General features: G+C 66.7%; 16 protein-coding genes and 2 tRNA genes. 7 read left to right on the top strand and 11 right to left on the bottom strand.

Going from position 1 to position 18,129, the window contains the following annotated elements; all coding sequences use genetic code 11:
- Positions 1-641 (bottom strand): biotin carboxylase N-terminal domain-containing protein (locus A5698_RS25125; protein WP_286144636.1); only part of this gene is annotated, 641 nt, incomplete at its 3' end.
- Positions 642-645: 4 nt separating this feature from the next.
- A complete protein-coding gene (locus tag A5698_RS25120) occupies positions 646-2,196 on the bottom strand; it encodes a carboxyl transferase domain-containing protein (protein ID WP_067083554.1) in 1,551 nt (516 codons plus the stop codon).
- Between the two features lie 89 nt (positions 2,197-2,285).
- Between A5698_RS25120 and A5698_RS25115 the strand changes: the two genes are divergently transcribed.
- Positions 2,286-2,900, top strand: coding sequence for an SACE_7040 family transcriptional regulator (locus A5698_RS25115; protein ID WP_068302541.1), 615 nt, complete (start codon positions 2,286-2,288; stop codon positions 2,898-2,900).
- Between the two features lie 18 nt (positions 2,901-2,918).
- Here the strand turns inward: A5698_RS25115 and A5698_RS29175 are convergent, their stop codons facing one another.
- The 3 genes from A5698_RS29175 to A5698_RS25105 form a co-directional block, all read right to left on the bottom strand.
- Positions 2,919-3,074 (bottom strand): hypothetical protein, encoded by a 156-nt coding sequence (locus A5698_RS29175; RefSeq protein WP_090274377.1) that lies wholly within the window; start codon positions 3,072-3,074, stop codon positions 2,919-2,921.
- A 33-nt stretch (positions 3,075-3,107) separates the two neighbouring features.
- Positions 3,108-3,317 carry a hypothetical protein gene (locus A5698_RS25110; RefSeq protein ID WP_067083558.1) on the bottom strand — a complete coding sequence of 70 codons (210 nt, stop codon included), beginning with the start codon at positions 3,315-3,317 and terminating at the stop codon, positions 3,108-3,110.
- Between the two features lie 90 nt (positions 3,318-3,407).
- Complete coding sequence (locus tag A5698_RS25105) at positions 3,408-5,249, bottom strand: alpha/beta hydrolase family protein (protein ID WP_068302547.1); 1,842 nt, start codon at positions 5,247-5,249, stop codon at positions 3,408-3,410.
- 125 nt (positions 5,250-5,374) lie between these two features.
- Between A5698_RS25105 and A5698_RS25100 the strand changes: the two genes are divergently transcribed.
- Complete coding sequence (locus A5698_RS25100; RefSeq protein WP_082963773.1) at positions 5,375-6,163, top strand: MmpS family transport accessory protein; 789 nt, start codon at positions 5,375-5,377, stop codon at positions 6,161-6,163.
- On the opposite strand, the gene A5698_RS25095 is transcribed toward A5698_RS25100, so the two are convergent.
- A complete protein-coding gene (locus tag A5698_RS25095; protein WP_068302538.1) occupies positions 6,160-7,470 on the bottom strand; it encodes an MFS transporter in 1,311 nt (436 codons plus the stop codon). The genes A5698_RS25100 and A5698_RS25095 overlap by 4 nt on opposite strands.
- 26 nt (positions 7,471-7,496) lie before the next feature.
- Here A5698_RS25095 and cmrA point away from each other — a divergent pair, with 26 nt between their 5' ends.
- Complete coding sequence (cmrA, locus tag A5698_RS25090; RefSeq protein WP_067083563.1) at positions 7,497-8,303, top strand: mycolate reductase; 807 nt, start codon at positions 7,497-7,499, stop codon at positions 8,301-8,303.
- A 16-nt stretch (positions 8,304-8,319) separates the two neighbouring features.
- On the opposite strand, the gene A5698_RS25085 is transcribed toward cmrA, so the two are convergent.
- A complete protein-coding gene (locus tag A5698_RS25085; RefSeq protein ID WP_068302534.1) occupies positions 8,320-9,927 on the bottom strand; it encodes a helicase HerA-like domain-containing protein in 1,608 nt (535 codons plus the stop codon).
- A gap of 82 nt (positions 9,928-10,009) precedes the next feature.
- Here A5698_RS25085 and orn point away from each other — a divergent pair, with 82 nt between their 5' ends.
- Together orn and A5698_RS25075 are read left to right on the top strand one after the other, a co-directional pair.
- On the top strand, positions 10,010-10,657 hold the full coding sequence (gene orn, locus A5698_RS25080) for an oligoribonuclease (protein ID WP_067083566.1): 648 nt from the start codon (positions 10,010-10,012) through the stop codon (positions 10,655-10,657).
- 41 nt (positions 10,658-10,698) lie between these two features.
- Positions 10,699-10,771 (top strand) — tRNA-His (locus tag A5698_RS25075).
- 79 nt (positions 10,772-10,850) lie between these two features.
- Here A5698_RS25075 and A5698_RS25070 read toward each other — a convergent pair.
- Both A5698_RS25070 and A5698_RS25065 read right to left on the bottom strand, forming a co-directional pair.
- Positions 10,851-13,484: an FAD/NAD(P)-binding protein gene (locus tag A5698_RS25070; protein WP_084792614.1), complete on the bottom strand. Its 2,634-nt coding sequence runs from the start codon at positions 13,482-13,484 to the stop codon at positions 10,851-10,853.
- Positions 13,485-13,865: 381 nt separating this feature from the next.
- Positions 13,866-15,083: a L,D-transpeptidase gene (locus tag A5698_RS25065; protein ID WP_068302528.1), complete on the bottom strand. Its 1,218-nt coding sequence runs from the start codon at positions 15,081-15,083 to the stop codon at positions 13,866-13,868.
- Between the two features lie 155 nt (positions 15,084-15,238).
- Here A5698_RS25065 and A5698_RS25060 point away from each other — a divergent pair.
- Positions 15,239-15,314 (top strand) — tRNA-Lys (locus A5698_RS25060).
- A gap of 505 nt (positions 15,315-15,819) precedes the next feature.
- Here A5698_RS25060 and A5698_RS25055 read toward each other — a convergent pair.
- Entirely contained in the window at positions 15,820-16,047 is a 228-nt protein-coding gene (locus A5698_RS25055; RefSeq protein ID WP_068302544.1) for a DUF3618 domain-containing protein, read from the bottom strand.
- Positions 16,048-16,157: 110 nt separating this feature from the next.
- Here A5698_RS25055 and bcp point away from each other — a divergent pair, with 110 nt between their 5' ends.
- Positions 16,158-16,631: a thioredoxin-dependent thiol peroxidase gene (bcp, locus tag A5698_RS25050; RefSeq protein WP_068302525.1), complete on the top strand. Its 474-nt coding sequence runs from the start codon at positions 16,158-16,160 to the stop codon at positions 16,629-16,631.
- On the opposite strand, the gene A5698_RS25045 is transcribed toward bcp, so the two are convergent.
- The gene (locus A5698_RS25045; RefSeq protein ID WP_068302522.1) at positions 16,608-17,963 is read right to left on the bottom strand and encodes a dipeptidase; all 1,356 of its coding nucleotides are present in this window, start codon (positions 17,961-17,963) and stop codon (positions 16,608-16,610) included. The genes bcp and A5698_RS25045 overlap by 24 nt on opposite strands.
- Between the last annotated feature and the right edge of the window lie 166 nt (positions 17,964-18,129).

The raw sequence follows: 18,129 nt of genomic DNA, 5'->3' as shown, positions 1-18,129 counted from the left end.
ACCTGCACCTCGATGTGGCGCGGGTTGAGCACGAACCGTTCGAGGAACAGGGTGTCGTCGCCGAACGCGGCGGCGGCCTCCCGGCGTGCGCTGGCCAGCGCGGCCGCCAGTTCGGCCGGCTCGTGCACGACGCGCATGCCTTTGCCGCCGCCGCCCGCCGAGGGTTTCACCAGGACGGGGAAGCCGACCTCGTCGGCGCCGGCGATGAGGTCGTCATCGGACAGGCCCGGCCGGGACACCCCGGGGACAACCGGCACGCCGAATGCCGACACCGCCGCCTTGGCCGCGATCTTGTCGCCCATGGTCTGGATCGCACCGACCGGTGGGCCGATGAACACGATGCCTGCGTCCTGCAGGGCGGCGGCGAATTGCGCGTTCTCCGAGAGGAATCCGTAACCGGGATGGACGGCCTGGGCGCCGGTGCGCTTGGCCGCCGCGACGACGGCATCGATGTCGAGGTAACTCTGCCTGGCCGCCGCCGGCCCGATGTTGACGGCGACGTCGGCCTCGGCGACATGGCGGGCTTCCGCGTCCGCGTCACTGAACACCGCGACCGACCGGATGCCCATGGCGCGCAACGTGCGGATGACCCGGACGGCGACCTCGCCTCGGTTGGCGACAAGGACGGTATCGAAGTTCATGTCCTCACATCCGGAACACGCCGTAGGAGATGGACTCGAGCGGTGCCTGACCGACCGCCGAGAGCGCCAGTCCGAGAACCGTTCTGGTGTCGGCGGGGTCGATAACCCCGTCATCCCACAGCCGGGCCGTCGAATAGTACGGATTGCCTTGGTCTTCGTACTGCTGGCGGATCGGGGCCTTGAACTTCTCCTCCTCTTCGGGCGACATGTCGCCGCGCACGGTGGCCAGCACCGACGCGGCCTGCTCGCCGCCCATCACCGAGATCCTCGCGTTGGGCCACATCCACAGGAAGCGAGGCGAATACGCGCGCCCGCACATCGAGTAGTTGCCCGCGCCGTACGAACCGCCGATGACCACGGTCAGCTTCGGCACCCGCGCGCACGCCACCGCGGTGACCATCTTCGCGCCGTGCTTGGCGATGCCACCGGCCTCGTAATCACGCCCGACCATGAAGCCGGAGATGTTCTGCAGGAACAGCAGCGGGGTATTGCGCTTGTCGCAGAGCTCGATGAAATGCGCACCCTTGAGCGCCGATTCGCTGAACAGCACGCCGTTGTTGGCGATGATGCCCACCGGATGGCCGTGGATGTGGGCGAATCCGGTCACCAGGGTGCTGCCGTATTCGGCCTTGAATTCGGCGAATTCACCGCCGTCGACGATGCGCGTGACCACCTCGTGCACGTCGTAGGGGACCCGCGAGTCGACCGGCACGACGTCGTAGAGCTCGTGCTGATCGGCGACCGGGTCCACGGTGGGCCGGACGTCCCACGGCAGCGGCTCGCGGGGGCCGAGCGTGGCGACGATGCGCCGCACGATGCGCAGCGCATCGCGGTCGTCGTGCGCCAAATGATCTGTCACACCGGAGGTTTTCGAGTGCAGGTCACCGCCGCCGAGCTCCTCGGCGGTGACGACCTCGCCCGTCGCCGCCTTCACCAGCGGTGGGCCCCCGAGGAAGATGGTGCCCTGGTTGCGCACAATCACGGCCTCGTCGCTCATCGCGGGCACGTATGCGCCACCGGCGGTGCAGGATCCGAGCACCGCGGCGATCTGCGGGATGCCCCGGGCGGACAGGTTGGCCTGGTTGTAGAAGATACGCCCGAAATGGTCGCGGTCGGGGAAGACCTCGTCTTGTCGCGGCAGGAACGCCCCGCCGGAGTCGACGAGATAGATGCAGGGCAACCGGTTTTCGCCGGCGACCTCCTGGGCACGGAGGTGCTTCTTCACCGTGATCGGGTAGTAGGTGCCGCCCTTGACGGTCGCGTCGTTGGCGACGATCACACACTCGCGGCCCGATACCCGACCGATGCCGGTGATCATGCCCGCGCCCGGACATTCGTCGTCGTACATGCCATCGGCGGCCAGCGGAGACAGTTCGAGGAAGGGGCTACCCGTATCCAGCAGGCCGTCCACCCGGTCGCGCGGCAGCAGTTTGCCGCGGCTGACGTGGCGCTCGCGGGCCCGTTCGGGGCCGCCGAGCGCGGCCGCGGCGAGCTTGGAACGCAGTTCGTCGACCAGCGCGAGATGCTGCTCGCGATGTGAAGGCCGCGATGCCATCGGTGAACCCGTTCGTTGAGTTAATGACGACTAACTCGTGGTATGTTAGTCACGATTAACCGAGATGTCTACAGCGGGCGGGAGGCGTCGTGTCCCCTACTCAGGTGCCCGCGACCACCCGGCGCAGCAAAGCGAAATCGGATCGCCGCTCCCAGCTGATCACCGCGGCGGAACGCCTGGTGGCCGAACGCGGTTACCTCGCGGTGCGGCTGGAGGACATCGGCGCCGCGGCCGGCGTCAGCGGACCGGCGATCTATCGGCACTTCCCGAACAAGGAGGCGCTGCTGGTCGAGTTACTGGTCGGTATCAGCACCCGGCTGCTGGCCGGCGCCACCGAAGTGGTTGAAGGCGCCGCGGATGCCACGTCGGCATTGGACGGCCTGATCGACTTCCATCTGGACTTCGCGCTCGGCGAGTCCGACCTCATCCGCATCCAGGATCGCGACTTTGCCAGCCTGCCGCCGTCGGCCAAACGCCAGGTGCGCAAGGCGCAACGCCAGTACGTCGAGATCTGGGTGGACGTGCTGCGCAAGGTCGACACCTCGTTGGCCGAGGCCGACGCGCGGCTGATGGCACACGCCACGTTCGGGCTGCTGAACTCCACGCCGCACGCTCTGACCACGAAAACGGCCGAGGCCAGACCGCGATCCGTCTTGAAAGCTATGACGGTCGCGGCGCTGACCTCGGCCGCGCGTGACGTTTAGGCGCTGGGCCTCAAACGGTTAGTACCAGGCTTTCCTGCCACCGACAGGACGGCCGACGGATCCCAGAATCCAGAACACCGCTCCGATGACCATGAGGATGATGCCGATGGTCCAGAGGATGTTGATTCCGAAGATCAGTCCGAGGATGAGAAGGATCGCTCCGAGGATGATCATTAGTGTTCCTTTCGAATTGTCAAGCGCCAGTTGTCACTGGCTGGGTTCCGGCAGATTGCAGTTTTCAACCTTGGGGTTGACGCCTGCGTAGTTCAGCGGACCGGCCACCACCGTCAGGGCGATGCTTCCCGCTGTCGCGCAATTGGTTTCACTGGTCTCGAAATAGCCGCGTTGGTATGCGGCAAATGCGCCGATCAGCAACCAAACGAGCACCAGAACGCCGAGAATTCCGCCACCTCGCATGCTGCGCCTCCTTTGTCGCGCCCGATCGGCGCGTGCGCAGCGTTTACCCGGCAGACAATTTCGATAAACGTGGCTACGGCGTCAATTCGGTTACGACGCGGAATGCGGGCCGAAAGCCGCAATCAGCCACTCGCGCATGGCTTTGACCAGCACGGCGCGATTCTCGCGCCGGTCGATCTCGTGGCCGTCGTCGTCGAACATCAGCAGTTCGACTTTTCGGTTAAGTTTTTGCAGCGCTTCGAACATTTGCTGAGATTCACCGGGGGGCACGTTGGTGTCGTTGGCGCCGTGCACCAACAGCAACGGCGCCGTCATCGCATCGACGCGTTGCAACGGCGATAGCTGCTCGAGCAGTTCACGATCGCTGATCGGGTGGCCGTACTTCGGATATGCGGCGGCGGCGATCCACGGTTCGGTGTTGCGGTACCAGGTGTTCAGATCGCTCATACCGCAGATGCTGATTCCCGCGGCGAACCGGTCGGGGTGGAAGGTGAGCGCCGCCTGGGTCAGGTAGCCACCGTAGGACCATCCGCAACATGCGATGCGATCGACGGGTGCGACCCCCTGCTCGACGAGATAGTCGACCGCGTCGGCGACGTCGTCGATGGCGGCGAACCGTCGCTCCTTGTCGTCGGCGTGCATGAACGTCCTGCCGAATCCGCCCGAGCCGCGGACGTTGGGCAGGAACACGCTGATGCCCTCCTCCAGCAGCGCCGGGAAGAACTCGTTGTACCCGGGCTTTCCCTGCCCCTCGGGACCGCCGTGCAGGAACAGCATCGCGCCGATCGTCGGGACGCCGTCGCGCGGGCGGAACAGCCAGCCGGAGAACTCCATGCCGTCGCGTGCGGTGACCCGTTCCAGCGTCGGGTCCGGCGCCATCGGTCCGGAGCTCGGTTCGCGGTCGACGAGCTCCCACTCCCGCGTGCGAGGGTCGACCAGTTCAACGGTCGGCGGGGTGGACGGTCCCTCGACCGTCATGGCCAGCATCGAACCGCCGGCGCTGATGCTCAGCTGGCTGGCCACCATGCCGGGCAGTGGGATCGGTTCGTGCAGGAAGCTGTCGGGCAGCTCGAGAATCTGTAACTCGCTGGCGCCGTGCATGTTCCACAGCATCGCCACGGTGGACCCGTCGTCGCTGACGGTGAACTCGTCGAGTTCGTAGCCGGGTCGCTCGGCGACGACCTGGTACGCCACGCCGTCGGCGGTGACCGTGACCTCGAGCAGTCGCGCGTGCTCGGCGCCGTTCTCACTGCGGATCAGGGCCCGCACATAGCCTTCGGTGCTGTTGACGTCGTAGGTGCTGGCGGGTTGGTACAGCTTGGTGAGCTCACCCTCCAGCCCGGCGCGCAACCGGCGTGCGTAGTGGTCGTCGAGGATGACGCCGGTGTCGGTGGTCGAGCCTGGATCGTATGGCAGCAACGCGGTTTCGGTGCGCCCGCGCAGCATGATGAGGTCGCGGTAGCCGCGCGGCCCGACCCGCACCAGCGCGGCGCCGGCCCAGGCGTCGACGAGCCTGCCGCCCGAGCGGCGGTCCAGCACGGTGGTGCGACCGGTGGCCGGGTCGATCAGGCATGAACTGCCGACACCGTCCTCACCGGTGAGGATCGCCGCCACCAAGGTGCCGTCCCAGTTGATGAGTTCGGCGGTGCCCTCGGGCGCCCCGGCCTGCCACGAGTCGATGCGGCGGGCGTCGCGGTCGTCGGGATCGGTTGTCACCACCCAGATCTGGGTGCGGGTACTGCCTTCGGGGGCGACCTCGCAGGCGAGCCAGTGACCATCGGCCGAGTGCAGGACCCGCGTCACCGGCCCTTCGACGGGTAGATCGACGTCGCGCGAGGAACTCGCCCGCCAGCCGCGCAGGAACCGCTGCACGGCCCGCGGGAAGCCGCCGTCGTCGACCAGATGTGCGAACGCGGTGGCGTCCGGCGACATGGATGCGCCGTAGACCCTGCGAACCTGCTCTCCCACCGGACCAATTCTGCCTACCCAGGCAAGTCGAGCGGTGACCTGCGCCTGTTGGGCGGTCGCACAGGTACCCTCGCACGCATGAGGTGGGTATGACCGATACACCACGCCCCGGCCGCGACGAGCAATCCGGCACGGGTGGTCGCGGGGAGCAACCGCAGGGTTACGGCTATTCCGGTTACAGCGATCCGGCGTATGCCAGCCAGGCGTACGGCCCCACCTATCAGCCGCCGCCGGGACCTGCCCCGACGCAGCGCCTGCCGCAGTACGGCACCTACGGCTATGACCCCTACGCCACCGGCCAGTACGGGGCGCCCTACCCATCCGGTGAGCCCTCACCCCAGCAACCACCGGAGGAACCGCGTTCACCCCGTTGGCTGTGGGTAGCCGCGGGTCTCGCGGTGCTGACCGTGCTGGGCCTGGTGATCGCGCTCGTCGTGGTCAACAGTTCGCAACAGCAGACGGTCGTCGCGCCACCGCCGATGCAGGAACCCGACTTCACCACGCCGATCCCGACGACGACGCTGCGCCCGACCGTCCCGCGCACCACGCGGCCGACCGTGCCGCCCGCGGTGCCCACCGTGCCGAGCACTCCGCGCACCACCACCCCCGGCGCCACCCAGACCGTCGTCTACGTCGTCAGCGGTTCCGGACGCGCGATCAACATCACCTACGTCGACACCGGCGGTCTGCTGCAGACCGAGTTCAACGTGATGCTGCCGTGGAGCAAGGAAGTTGAGTTGTCCGAGTCCGCCGCGGCGTCGGCGAGCATCAGCATCATCAACGTCGGCCGCGAGGTGAACTGTTCGATCTCCGTCGACGGCACCGTCGTGCAGAAGCGCACGGGAGCGGGCCTGACGATCTGCACCGCGACCGGTTAGGCGGTCACGCTGCGGGGAACGCGCACGGCCAGCATCGCGACCAGGCCGGCGGCGAGGACCACGAGCAGACCGCCCATCCCCGCGCGGTCGGTGCCGAAGATCGCGATGAACGCCGAGAACAGCGTGGGCGCCAGGTACGAAACGGCGCGGCCCGTCGTCGTGTAGAGGCCGAACGCGACGCCCTCCTTGCCGTGGGCCGACATGCGCAGCATCATCGTCCGCGCCGCGGACAGCGTCGGGCCGATGAACAGGCACAGCAGCAGCCCGCAGACCCAGAAGGCGAGCACACCGTCGAGCGACAGCAACGCCAGCCCGACCGCGATCATCGCGCTCAGCGACACGACGATGACGGGTTTGGCGCCGAACCGGTCATCGAGCAGCCCGCCGAGGACCGCGCCGACGGCGGCGACGGTGCTCGCGCTCACACCGAACAGCAGCACGTCTGCGTCGGATACGCCGTAGACCCGCACGCCGAGCACCGCCCCGAACGCGAAGATGCCCGTCAGACCATCGCGGAACACCGCGCTGGCCAACAGGTAGTAGATGACGTGGTGGTCGCGCCGCCACTCGCTGCGGATGTCGGAGAACAGCCTGCGATAGCCGCCGATGAACCCGACCGACTGCCGTTGTTCCAGCGGGTCGGGTTTGACGCTGGGCACGGCCACCAGGACCGGCAGGGCGAACAGCCCGAACCAGACTGCGGTGAAAACCATGGCGGCCCTGATGTTTTGACCGTCGTCGAGCGGTAGGCCGAGCAATCCGCCGTCACCGGAGACGAAGCCGAAGTAGACCACCAACAGCAAGGTGACGCTGCCGAGGAAACCCAAGCCGAGGCCGAGCCCGGAGATCTGGCCCGACGTCTGGGGCGTCGAGAGTTGGCGCAGCATCGCGTTGTACGGCACGGTGGCCAGTTCGTTGCACGCCGACGCGCAGCCCAGCAACACCAGACCGAGCGCCAGGTAACGGTAGTCGTCACGCACCGAACTCATCGCCGCGATCAGCACCACCGCGAGCGCGCTCAGCACGCCCAGCACCCGGCGCCGTCGCCACGGGGCGTCGACCCACACGCCGGTCACGGGCGCCAGCACGGCCACGACCACACCGGCCCCTCCCAGCGCCCAGCCGAGCCAGCTGGTGGCGCTGATGCCGCCGGGCAGGTCGGCGCCGACGGAGTTCGTCAGATAGATCGAGAACACGAACGTCACGACCACGGCGTTCAGCCCGGTCGCACCGAAATCCCACAGCGCCCACGAGATGACCTGGCGACGAGGCGCGGGAGCCCGGCCGGAATCGGGTGGGTCGGTCATGGTCCGCCCACGATATAGTCCCGGCCATGTCAGTACCGGCACCCAGCGCCGACGCCCGCGCGGTGGTCACGGGCGCATCGCAGAACATCGGCGAAGCGCTGGCGACCGAACTCGCCGCCCGTGGACACCACCTGATCGTCACCGCCCGCCGCGAGGAGGTGCTGCGCACGCTGGCCGACCGCCTCACCCAGCAGTACGGCGTGACCGTGGAGGTGCGCCCCGTCGACCTGGTCGATCCCACCGAGCGCACGAAATTCTGCGACGAACTGGCCACGCGCAACATTTCGATCCTGTGCGCCAACGCGGGCACCGCGACGTTCGGCCCGGTGTCGTCGCTGGACCCGGCGGACGAGAAGGCGCAGGTTCAGCTGAACGTGCTCGGTGTGCACGATCTGGTGCTCGCCGTCCTGCCGGGGATGGTCGAGCGCAAGTCCGGCGGCATCCTGATTTCCGGTTCGGCAGCGGGCAATTCGCCGATTCCGAACAACGCGACCTATGCCGCGAGCAAGGCATTCGTCAACACGTTCAGCGAGTCACTGCGCGGCGAGCTCAAGAAGGTCGGCGTGCATGTGACGCTGCTGGCCCCCGGACCGGTGCGCGAGGCGCTGCCGTCCGAGGAAGAGCAGTCCCTGGTTGAGAAGCTGATTCCGGACTTCCTGTGGATCTCGACGCAGTACACGGCCAAACAGTCGCTGGATGCGTTGGAGCGCAACAAGATGCGTATCGTCCCCGGCGTGACGTCGAAGGCGATGTCGGTTGCGGCGGGCTACACGCCGCGGGCGATCGTGACGCCGATCGTCGGCGCCGTGTACAAGAAGCTCGGCGGCGGCTAGACCGCGGTCTCCACGGTCAGCGCCGACGGCGGGTGCGCCTGCGGCCGGTGCCGAAGATGCTGCGGGTGATCTCGCGGCCGATCACCGTGCCCGCCGAGCGCATCGCGCTCTTGAAGGCCGGGCTGCTGACCACCTTCTCGACCATCGACGGCTCGGCGGTGTCGCGCGATCTGACCTGCCCCGAGGCGCTGGCCCCGCCGGCCTGCGGCGCCGGAGGCAGCGGCGGCGGTAGGGCGTCGGGGGCGGCGGCAGGCTCCTCCGGCGGCGCCAACCGCGCGTTGAGTCGCTCGTAGGCCGACTCCCGGTCGATGGTCTGCCCGTATTCCGCTTGCAGCGCACTGGCTTTCGCTGCGGCGGTGATCGCTTCGGGGCCGATGGTGTCCATCAGCGACCGTGGGGCCCGCATCCGGGTCCACGCCACCGGTGTCGGGGCGCCCTTCTCCGACAACACGGTGACGATCGCCTCGCCGATGCCCAACGACGTCAGGTCCGACTTCAGTTCGTAGACATCGGTTTTCGGGTACGTGCGCACCGTCTTCGACAGCGCCTTCTCGTCGTCGGGCGTGAACGCGCGCAGCGCGTGCTGAATGCGAGCACCCAGTTGAGACAGCACATCATTGGGCACGTCGGTGGGTAGCTGGGTGCAGAAGAACACCCCGACGCCCTTCGACCGGATCAGCTTGACCGTCTGCTCGACCTGTTCGAGGAACGCCTTGGACGCGTCGGAGAACAGCAGGTGCGCCTCGTCGAAGAAGAAAACCAATTTCGGCTTGTCGAGGTCGCCGACCTCCGGAAGCGTCGCGAACAGATCGGCGAGCACCCACATCAGGAAGGTCGAGAACATCACGGGGCGGGCCGCCTGGCTGCCGAGTTCCAGCAGAGTGATGATTCCGCGGCCCTGCTCGTCGACCCGCAGCAGGTCCTCGGGCTCCAGTTCGGGCTCACCGAAGAAGGTGTCGCCGCCGTCGGCCTCCAGGTTGATCAGCGCCCGCAGGATCACCCCCGCCGTCGTGGTGGACACCGCGCCGATCGCCTTCAGTTCGGCCTTGCCCTCGTCGCTGGTGAGGTACTGGATCACCGCGCGCAGGTCCTTGAGGTCCAGCAGCGAGAGCCCCTGCTGGTCGGCCCAGTGGAAGATCAGGCCCAGTGTCGACTCCTGCGTGGCGTTCAGCCCGAGCACCTTCGACAACAAGATCGGCCCGAAACTGGAGATCGTCGCGCGTACCGGCACCCCGATGCCGGTGGTGCCCAGCGACAGGAACTCGACGGGATAGGCCGTCGGCACCCAGTCGTCACCGGTGTCGGCGGCCCGCGCGGTGACGTTCTCGCTCGCCTCGCCGGGCCGCGACAGCCCCGAGAGGTCGCCCTTGACGTCGGCCATCACGCACGGCACACCCGCGGCCGACAGCTGCTCGGCGAGCACCTGCAGCGATTTCGTCTTCCCCGTGCCGGTGGCGCCGGCGATCAGGCCGTGGCGGTTGACGGTGGCCAGCGGTATACGAACCTGCGCTGTCGGATCACAGGCGCCGTCGACGACGACGGAGCCGAGCTCCAGCGCCGCCCCTTCGGCGGCGTAACCTGCGGCGATCTGCTGTGCGGGGGTGGGTGCGGACTCACTGGCCATGGCTGGCACCCTAACCCCCACCGCAGCCCGAACGGGCGGGTGCAGCGGGCCGCAGACCATGCCAAGGCTTACTGTGAGCGTCGTGCGCGACGAACTGGTGTGGATCGACTGCGAGATGACCGGCCTGGATCTCAAGACGGACCGGCTCATCGAGATCGCGGTGCTGGTGACAGACGCTGACCTCAACATCCTCGGCGACGGCCTCGACGTCGTCATCCACACCGACGACGAAGCGTTGGCGTCGATGATCCCGGTGGTGACCGACATGCACACCCGCTCGGGCCTGATCGACGAGGTCAAAGCGTCGACCGTGACCGTGGCCGAGGCCGAGGAACAGGTGCTCGACTACATCCGCGGCCACGTCAAACAGGCCAAGACGGCGCCGCTGGCGGGCAATTCGATCGCCACCGACCGCGGCTTCATCGCCCGCGACATGCCCAAGCTCGACGACTACCTGCACTACCGGATGATCGACGTGAGCTCGATCAAGGAGTTGTGCAGGCGCTGGTATCCGCGGATCTACTTCGGCCAGCCCGAGAAGGGCCTCGCGCACCGGGCGCTCGCCGACATCCACGAGTCGATCCGTGAACTGCAGTACTACCGCCGCACCGCGTTCGTACCCCCACCGGGGCCTTCGACCAGCGATATCGCGGCCGTCGCCGCGGAATTGGGCCCCCCGAACGGCAACGCGAAAGACATCGATTCGGCCGCTGAGCGTTCGAGCGGTTAGTATCGACGTCGCCGCTTCGCCCGTTCGGGTTCGCGGCGATGGTGGCTGTAGTTCAGTTGGTAGAGCACCAGGTTGTGATCCTGGCTGTCGCGGGTTCGAGTCCCGTCAGCCACCCCGATGCGCCGGCTCGCCCGCGAATAGCGGGCGGGTGCGGCGTTTTGTTCGCCCTGGGCTGATGGACGAGCTTCAGCGACTAGTTCACGGCTCCGCGACTCACCAGCGGTCCCGGTGAAGCGCGGTGCCGCGACAGCAGACGCGCTGCCTGGCCGGGCGCACCGAGTTGCAGCATCGCGGCCAAAGCTGTTTCAAGAACAACCTCTTGTTGCACACGACTTCCGCCGATCGACGGGAGGCCGGGGAGCGACTCAAGTAGATAATCGAGCGCAGCGCGCGGCTCCCCATCGATCAGGGCGACAAGCCCCTCGCCGATCAGACGCAACGTCGTCGCCTGCTCATCGGTGGCGCCCGGAACCGTGATAGCACGCATCGCAGCCGGGTCATTTGCGGCGGCCAGCACCAGCAGGGCGTGGAAAGCGATGAAGGGCGTCTGCGGTGAATAGGCCAGCGAACCCACTTCGGCCAGCACCGGCATCGGATCGGGCGGCGTCACCCAGTCCGGATGCAGGCGAGCGCGCCACGCGAGGGAACCGGCATCGACAAGGCAGCGAACGTCTTTCGAGTGAGGCGGCGCGAGAAACGCCGCGTACCGGCGCGCAGCGGCTGCTGCATCGCCCATCGCGAGTTCGTGTAGCGCGGAATGCCACTGGAAGTGCGCGAGGTAACGCTGAGTACTGCCGGCGCCCGAAATCCAGTCCGTGAGCCATTTCAGCCCGGCACCGTGTGCGTCAGTCTCGTAGTGCACGTGCGACAGCGCATGGGCGGCGTTGCCATTGCCCGGATCGAGTTCGAGTGCGGCATCAGCGAGATCGGCTGCGTCGTACCAAAGGCCTTGCTCCGTCCGGCCGTACGCTCGCAAACCCAGATACCAAGGCGCCTCCCCGTGCACCCCGGTGAACCGCTCGACGTACTGCCACGCATCCGGCAACGCGTCTCCCGCACCCGCGAAGGCAATCGAGGGTGCGAGTACGAGCAATGCGACCGCGTCGTCAGGCACGCGCTCGAGATGGTCGATGAGTGCGGTGGTTCCGGTCGCGTTCCCCTTCTCGCACCACGTCGCAATGGCCTCCACGTGGCTACGATCTTCGTCACTCCCATATGCGAGTGCCGCGCGCGCTCGAGCGAGATGCCCGCCGACGGCGTCAGGACCGCCCGCGCGGTCGGGCCGTTCCGTTGCGATCATCGCCAGCGCGACGTGTGCACGCGCGTGATGTGGATCTTCGGCGACCGCGGCTGCGAACGCCACCGATGCACCATCTTGTACGGAAAGCAGGCGACGTACACCCTCGTCATACGAAGCTTGCGCACCAGTGACCTTCGCCGCGACCGCATTTCGGGAGGGCGTCCGCAGCGGACGGTCCCTCTTGTCGTCGGCGAGCAAGTCTGCGACCGCGACAGCCTGATCCCGGATTTCGGGAATCGCGGTGGTCTCCCATTCTTCGCCCTGGCGGATCGGACCGATGCACACGATGTCCGGAACCGTGCCTCCGACCTTGTCGATGAGGTAGCCGTTCCTATCGAGCCGCACACCAACGCCACACGGGTGCAACGACGCGATCCCCGTGGACAGCAGGTTCGCCCACAGGGTGGACCGACGCAGCGACCGCCGATCCCAGGCCGCGCCCGTCGCGACGACCACCGCATCCCCGGACCGACGCACTGATCGGTCGCTCGTCGCAACAACGAGTTCAACGCCGCTGCCTCGCAACGACACATCGGCGACTTCTCCGGCTTCGATCAGCAGCCGACCGCTGTCGATCGCAGAAAAAATCTCGTCTGCGATCGTCGGTGGCATGCGGTGACGGAGGACCTCCCACTGGCGCAGGTCCTCTCGGAGGAACCGGCGCTGGCCCTCCCAGCCCAGCGACCGCCATAACTGAGCTGTTCGTGGGCGAATAGCGTCAATAACCTGCCGCCAGTCTGAACCGGCCTCGCGAGCGTGCGCGATATCCGCCGCAAACGCGGCCCGCAGTTGCTCGAGCGAAAAGGTCGCGGGAAGGCCATCGATATGGGGCAGTTTCGTGGGCGGGCCCGTCGCGCGGAATCGACGCGGAAGCGCGCCATGACGGGAGACCATCGTGACCGTCGCTCCGCGCGCGATGAGATGCAACGCGACATCTACACCGGTGAGGCCCGACCCGATGACCAAGACGCTCGCGGGCCGGCGCGCGCCCAATGCTGTGAGCGCGCCCGGCGCCCAGGGATCCACCACAACCTTGCCCTCGGTACTCACCGCTAATACCGGCGCGAAAGCTCGTTCCAACGATTCGGGCATGCCACCCTCGGGACGCCCCGTCGCGACGACGACGGCATCGGCAGACAGCGATCGTCCGTCATTCAGGTTCAGAACAGCAGGCGAGCCTGGGGCAAGCCCGACAACCTCGGCCGCCTGAAACCTCACATCCGCGCGCGCCAATTGCTCTTGCAAGTAACGGCCGTACGCGAGACGCGGAGCAAAACTGTTCACTGACGTGACGGCGCGTTCCTCGAGCCACCGACAGAAGTGGTCGGGGTCATCCGGCCATGCAGACATCCGCTGCGCAGGAACATTCAACAGATGCGTGGGGTCGTTCGTGCCATAGGCCGCGCCCCTACCGGGGCATCCGGACGCGTCGATCAAGGTGATCTTCGCTTCTGGTCTGCGTTGGCGGAGATGTACCGCGGCGAGCACGCCCGACGCACCGCCCCCCACGATGGCTACGCGCATCATGACGGAAGGCTATATCTTGCCGGTGGGTTCAGGTGGTTGATCGTACGACTGGATTTGTTTCTTCGAGCGCCCTTTGCCGCCTGCGGGCTACCTGCACTCGATGCTCGTACACCATCTCGGCTGCCCCGATCATTATTCGCTACCTGCACGACCAGTACATCCGTATCGATGTAAGGCATTGCTGGACAGAAGATTACACGGCATCCGCCGGACTCCGGAGACCGATGCGTCGATACAAGAGAGAGAACGCTGTCGCGCGTGATCCCGCACCTATTAGCTTCAACTGCTGATAGCGGTGCCAAGAGGCCTATGACCGATGACCGTTTGCGAAACCGAAGGCGGGGTGGATTCCCGGGATGCCCGCGGAGAGACAGGCGTCAATCACACGTTGGCGTTGCCGGCTTTCCACTGCTCCCACGGGATGTTCCAGTCACCGAGTCCGTCGGTGCCCGGAAGCGTCGAGCCGACCGTGTTAACGATCTCGACGACGTCCCCGCGCTTCGAGTTGTCGTGGAACCACTGCCCGTTGCTCGTGCTGACGTTGATGCACCCGTGGCTGACATTGCTGTAGCCCTGGCTGCCCACCGACCACGGCGCGGCGTGGACGTAGATGCCGCTGTAGGAGATCTGCGTGGCCCAATCGACCTCGGTGCGATACCCGTTCGGCGAGTTGGACGGGACGCCGTAGGTCGAGGAGTCCATCACCATGTGTGAGCGACGGTCTCCAACGATGTAGACGCCGTTGTTGGTGGGCGTGCTGTTCTTGCCCATCGACACCGGCATGGTCTTGATCACCTCGCCGTTGCGCTTGACCGTCAGCGTCTTGGTGTTGTCGTCGACGGTGGTGATCACCTCGTCGCCGATCGTGAAGCTGGTGCTGACGTTCTCCTGGCCGAACAGGCCGTCACCGAGATCGACGCCATAGGTGTTCACGGCGACGTCGACCTTCGTGCCGGGCTTCCAGTACTTCGCCGGCCGCCAGCGCACCTCCTGGTTGCTCAGCCAGTAGAACGCCCCCTCAACGGGCGGGTCGGTCTTGATCTTGATGGCCTTCTGCGCGGCCAGCCGGTTGGTGATGTTCTCGTCGAACCGGACGGCGACCGGTTGCCCCACGCCGACCACCTCGCCGTTGTTGGGCAGCACGTACGGCATGGTCAGGTTTTCCGGCGAATGGGTCTCGAAGGACATCCGCCGGGTGGTGGCGCCGCCGAGCCCCAGCGATTCCGCGGTGAGCGTGTAGCGCTTGTTGTAGCCCAGCGGCTCGGTGGTCGACCAGGTCAGCCCGTCCTTGCTCAAGGCGCCTGCGACGGTCTTACCGGACTCGTTCACCATGGTGACCGCGCCGAGGACGCCGTCCTCCGCGCTGACGGTCACCGGCGAGTCCACCGAAACGCCCACGGCGCCGTCGGTCACCGATGCGGTCAGCTTGGGGACGAGCAGATCACCGAACGGTGTGCCCTTGTCGTCGATCACCTGAGGCTGCGGCGGCGCCGAGTTGCCTCCGCAAGCGGACAACCCGAGCGCCAGGGCGGGGATCAGCGCAACGGTCACCAACCATGCGCGTCGACGCGGACGGGCCACTGAACGGACTCGCCACATTGCTCACTCCACCTCACAACCAGGGACAGATCGATGATTCTTGGCAACAGTCTAAGGGCATTTTCAGGTTCGGGTTACGTGGCGGATGTCGACGAAGCAACGTTGTGGGTACAGATTTCGTACTGCGCAGCAGAGCCTGTTATTGTCGCACCCGCGCGCCGTTAGCTCAGTTGGTAGAGCAGCTGACTCTTAATCAGCGGGTCCGGGGTTCGAAACCCTGACGGCGCACCAGCTTCACATCGAGTGCGACCGTGGCGGACCGTCACGGTCGCGTTCTTTTCTGCACCGGCGGCACGCCATGGCGGTCGCCTATTACGGTTGCGTAAATTTCTGGGCCGAATGTGCCATCGCGCGCAGGAAGTGTGCTGAGCTGCTACATAAGGCAGCTTACGGAGACGTGGGTCTCAGTTCATTCGGCGTTGCGGAAAGGCCACTTCGTCGGATCTACCGCCATTTAAGCTGCGATAAGACAAATTGATCTGCTAAAGTCGCGTTAGCTGACACCCGGAATCTCCAGGATCAGCGAAATCTCGGAAGGGAAAAGGGACTTAGCTGATGCCTCAGCCAGGCCATTCATTTGCGGCAGACGGAGCGGGTGCGGGCGCATCCGCCGAGGTGACTGCCCAAAGCCCGGTCGCGGTGTACAGCTGCAATCGAATCGGCCGGGTCGCCAACCCCCCGGGTTTCTCCCTCTCTGACTGGTTCCGCTCGACGCGACGACGCTGACGCCGCCCGCTCAGTCCCGCCGGATCCGGCGGACGACGAGCACCAGAGCGATCACTCCCACGCCCGCAAGCGACACCGCCACCGCGGGTTTCGTCACAAAGCGGATCGCGGCCGACTTGGCGTCTTCGGCCAGCCGGCTTGGATTCGCGCGTTCGGCGAGGGTGTCCACCGTCGCCGCCAGTTGCTCCCGAGCTTGGTCGATGTCCTGCTTGATGGTCTCGGGATCGCGGTCCGCCACGTGCGCCTCCAAGCCGTCCAAGTCGGTGCTCTTCACCAGAGCCTGCCGATCTACCCTAGAGCAGCCCGCGCTCGCTGCAGCGCACCGGTCGACAGAAGGGATGCCCGCGCGTGCCACAGACTCCGCGACTCGAGGTCGGCGACAAAGCCCCCGCGTTCAGCCTGCCCGACGCCGACGGCAACACCGTGAAGCTCTCCGATTACAAGGGCCGCAAGGTCATCGTGTACTTCTATCCGGCGGCGTCCACCCCGGGGTGCACCAAACAGGCGTGTGACTTTCGCGACAGCCTCGCCGAACTCAACGATGCCGGGCTCGACGTCATCGGTATCTCCCCCGACAAGCCCGAGAAGTTGGCGAAGTTCCGCGACAAGGAGAAGCTGACGTTCCCCCTGCTGTCGGATCCAGACCGCAAAGTGCTCACCGAATGGGGCGCGTTCGGGGAGAAGACGATGTACGGCAAGACCGTTCAGGGCGTCATCAGGTCGACCTTCGTCATCGACGAGAAGGGCGAGATCGCCGAGGCGCAGTACAACGTCCGCGCGACGGGTCACGTCGCGAAGTTACGGCGCGACCTGTCCGTTTGAGCCGAGCTCGCCCAGGCCGGCCAGCAGTAGCGCCTCGGACATGGCGGCGCGCTCCAGCACGCCGAGGTGCAGACTCTCGTTGACGCTGTGTGCTTGCGTCTCAGGGTCTTCCACGCCGGTCACCAGGATTTTGGCCGACGGAAACGCCGCGGCGAATTCGGCGATGAACGGTATCGAACCGCCGACGCCGGTGTGCACGGGCTCGGTGCCCCACGCCTCGGAGAACGCGGCGCGGGCGGCGTCGTAGACCGGCCCGCTGGCGTCGATCGCATACGGCTGCCCGTGGTCGCCCGGTGTCACCGTCACCTGCGCACCCCAGGGGGCGTGCTGTTCGAGATGGCGGGTCAACGCCGTCATATGCTGTTCGACGTCGGCCCCGGGCGCGATGCGCATGCTGACCTTGGCCCGCGCGCGAGGGATCAAGGTGTTCGACGACTTGTCGATCGGCGTCGTGTCGATACCGATGATGGTGATCGCCGGCTTCGCCCACAATCGTTGCGGCACTGAGCCAGAACCGATTTCGCGCACACCGGGCAGCATGCCGGTCTCCTCGCGGACCCGTTCGGGCGGGAAGTCGACGGCGGCGGCCTCCCCTTCGTGCAGCCCCGCCACCGCCACGTTGCCGTCGTCGTCGTGCAGGCTGGCCAGCAGACGCACCAGCACGCTGACGGCGTCGGGGACGACGCCACCCCACAGGCCGGAATGCAGGCCGTGGTCGAGCGTGGCCACCTCGACGATGCAGTCGACGAGCCCACGCAGCGACACCGTCAGCGAGGGCACCTCGGTGCTCCAGTTGTCGGAGTCGGCGATGACGATGACGTCGGAGGCCAGGGTGTCGTGATGCGCGGCCAGCAGACGCGACAGCGACGGCGAACCCGATTCCTCCTCCCCCTCGACGAACACGGTGACGCCGACCGGCGGATTGCCGCCGTGCGCCCTAAACGCCGCCAAATGTGTTGCGATACCGGCCTTGTCGTCGGCGGTGCCGCGGCCGTAGAGGCGTCCGTTGCGCTCGGTGGGCTCGAACGGCGGTGAATTCCACTGTGCCGGATCGCCCTCCGGTTGGACATCGTGGTGGGCGTACAACAGCACCGTCGGCGCACCGGGCGGCGCGGGATGGCGCGCGATGACGGCAGGTGCACCCCCTTCGCTGGCCAATTGCACATCACCGAAACCCGCCTCCGTCAGCAGCTTCGCCACGGCGTCGGCGCTGCGCTGCACCTCGCCGCGGCGGGCCGGGTCCGCCCACACCGACTCGATGCGCACCAGGTCCTCCAGATCGCGCCGCACCTGCGGCATAACCTCGTGCACCCGCGCCACCAGATCGCTCATGGGATCGAGGCTAGCCGCAACACTTTCGTCGCGCCCGGAAGCCACGAGCGTGCACAAACCGCCGGGATTAGGCGGCGTGTCGTGTGCAGACACGCACTCAGTGTCACTGTGGTGATTGCCGCTTTGCGGTGGTTGGGTTGTTCTCATCTGGTGTTTGGCTCTGACA

Source organism: Mycobacterium sp. E136 (assembly GCF_001666865.1).
In the GTDB taxonomy this organism is placed as follows: Bacteria; Actinomycetota; Actinomycetes; order Mycobacteriales; family Mycobacteriaceae; genus Mycobacterium.
Note: the sequence above shows the minus strand (reverse complement) of the source record. Positions and strands in the feature narration are given on the sequence as shown.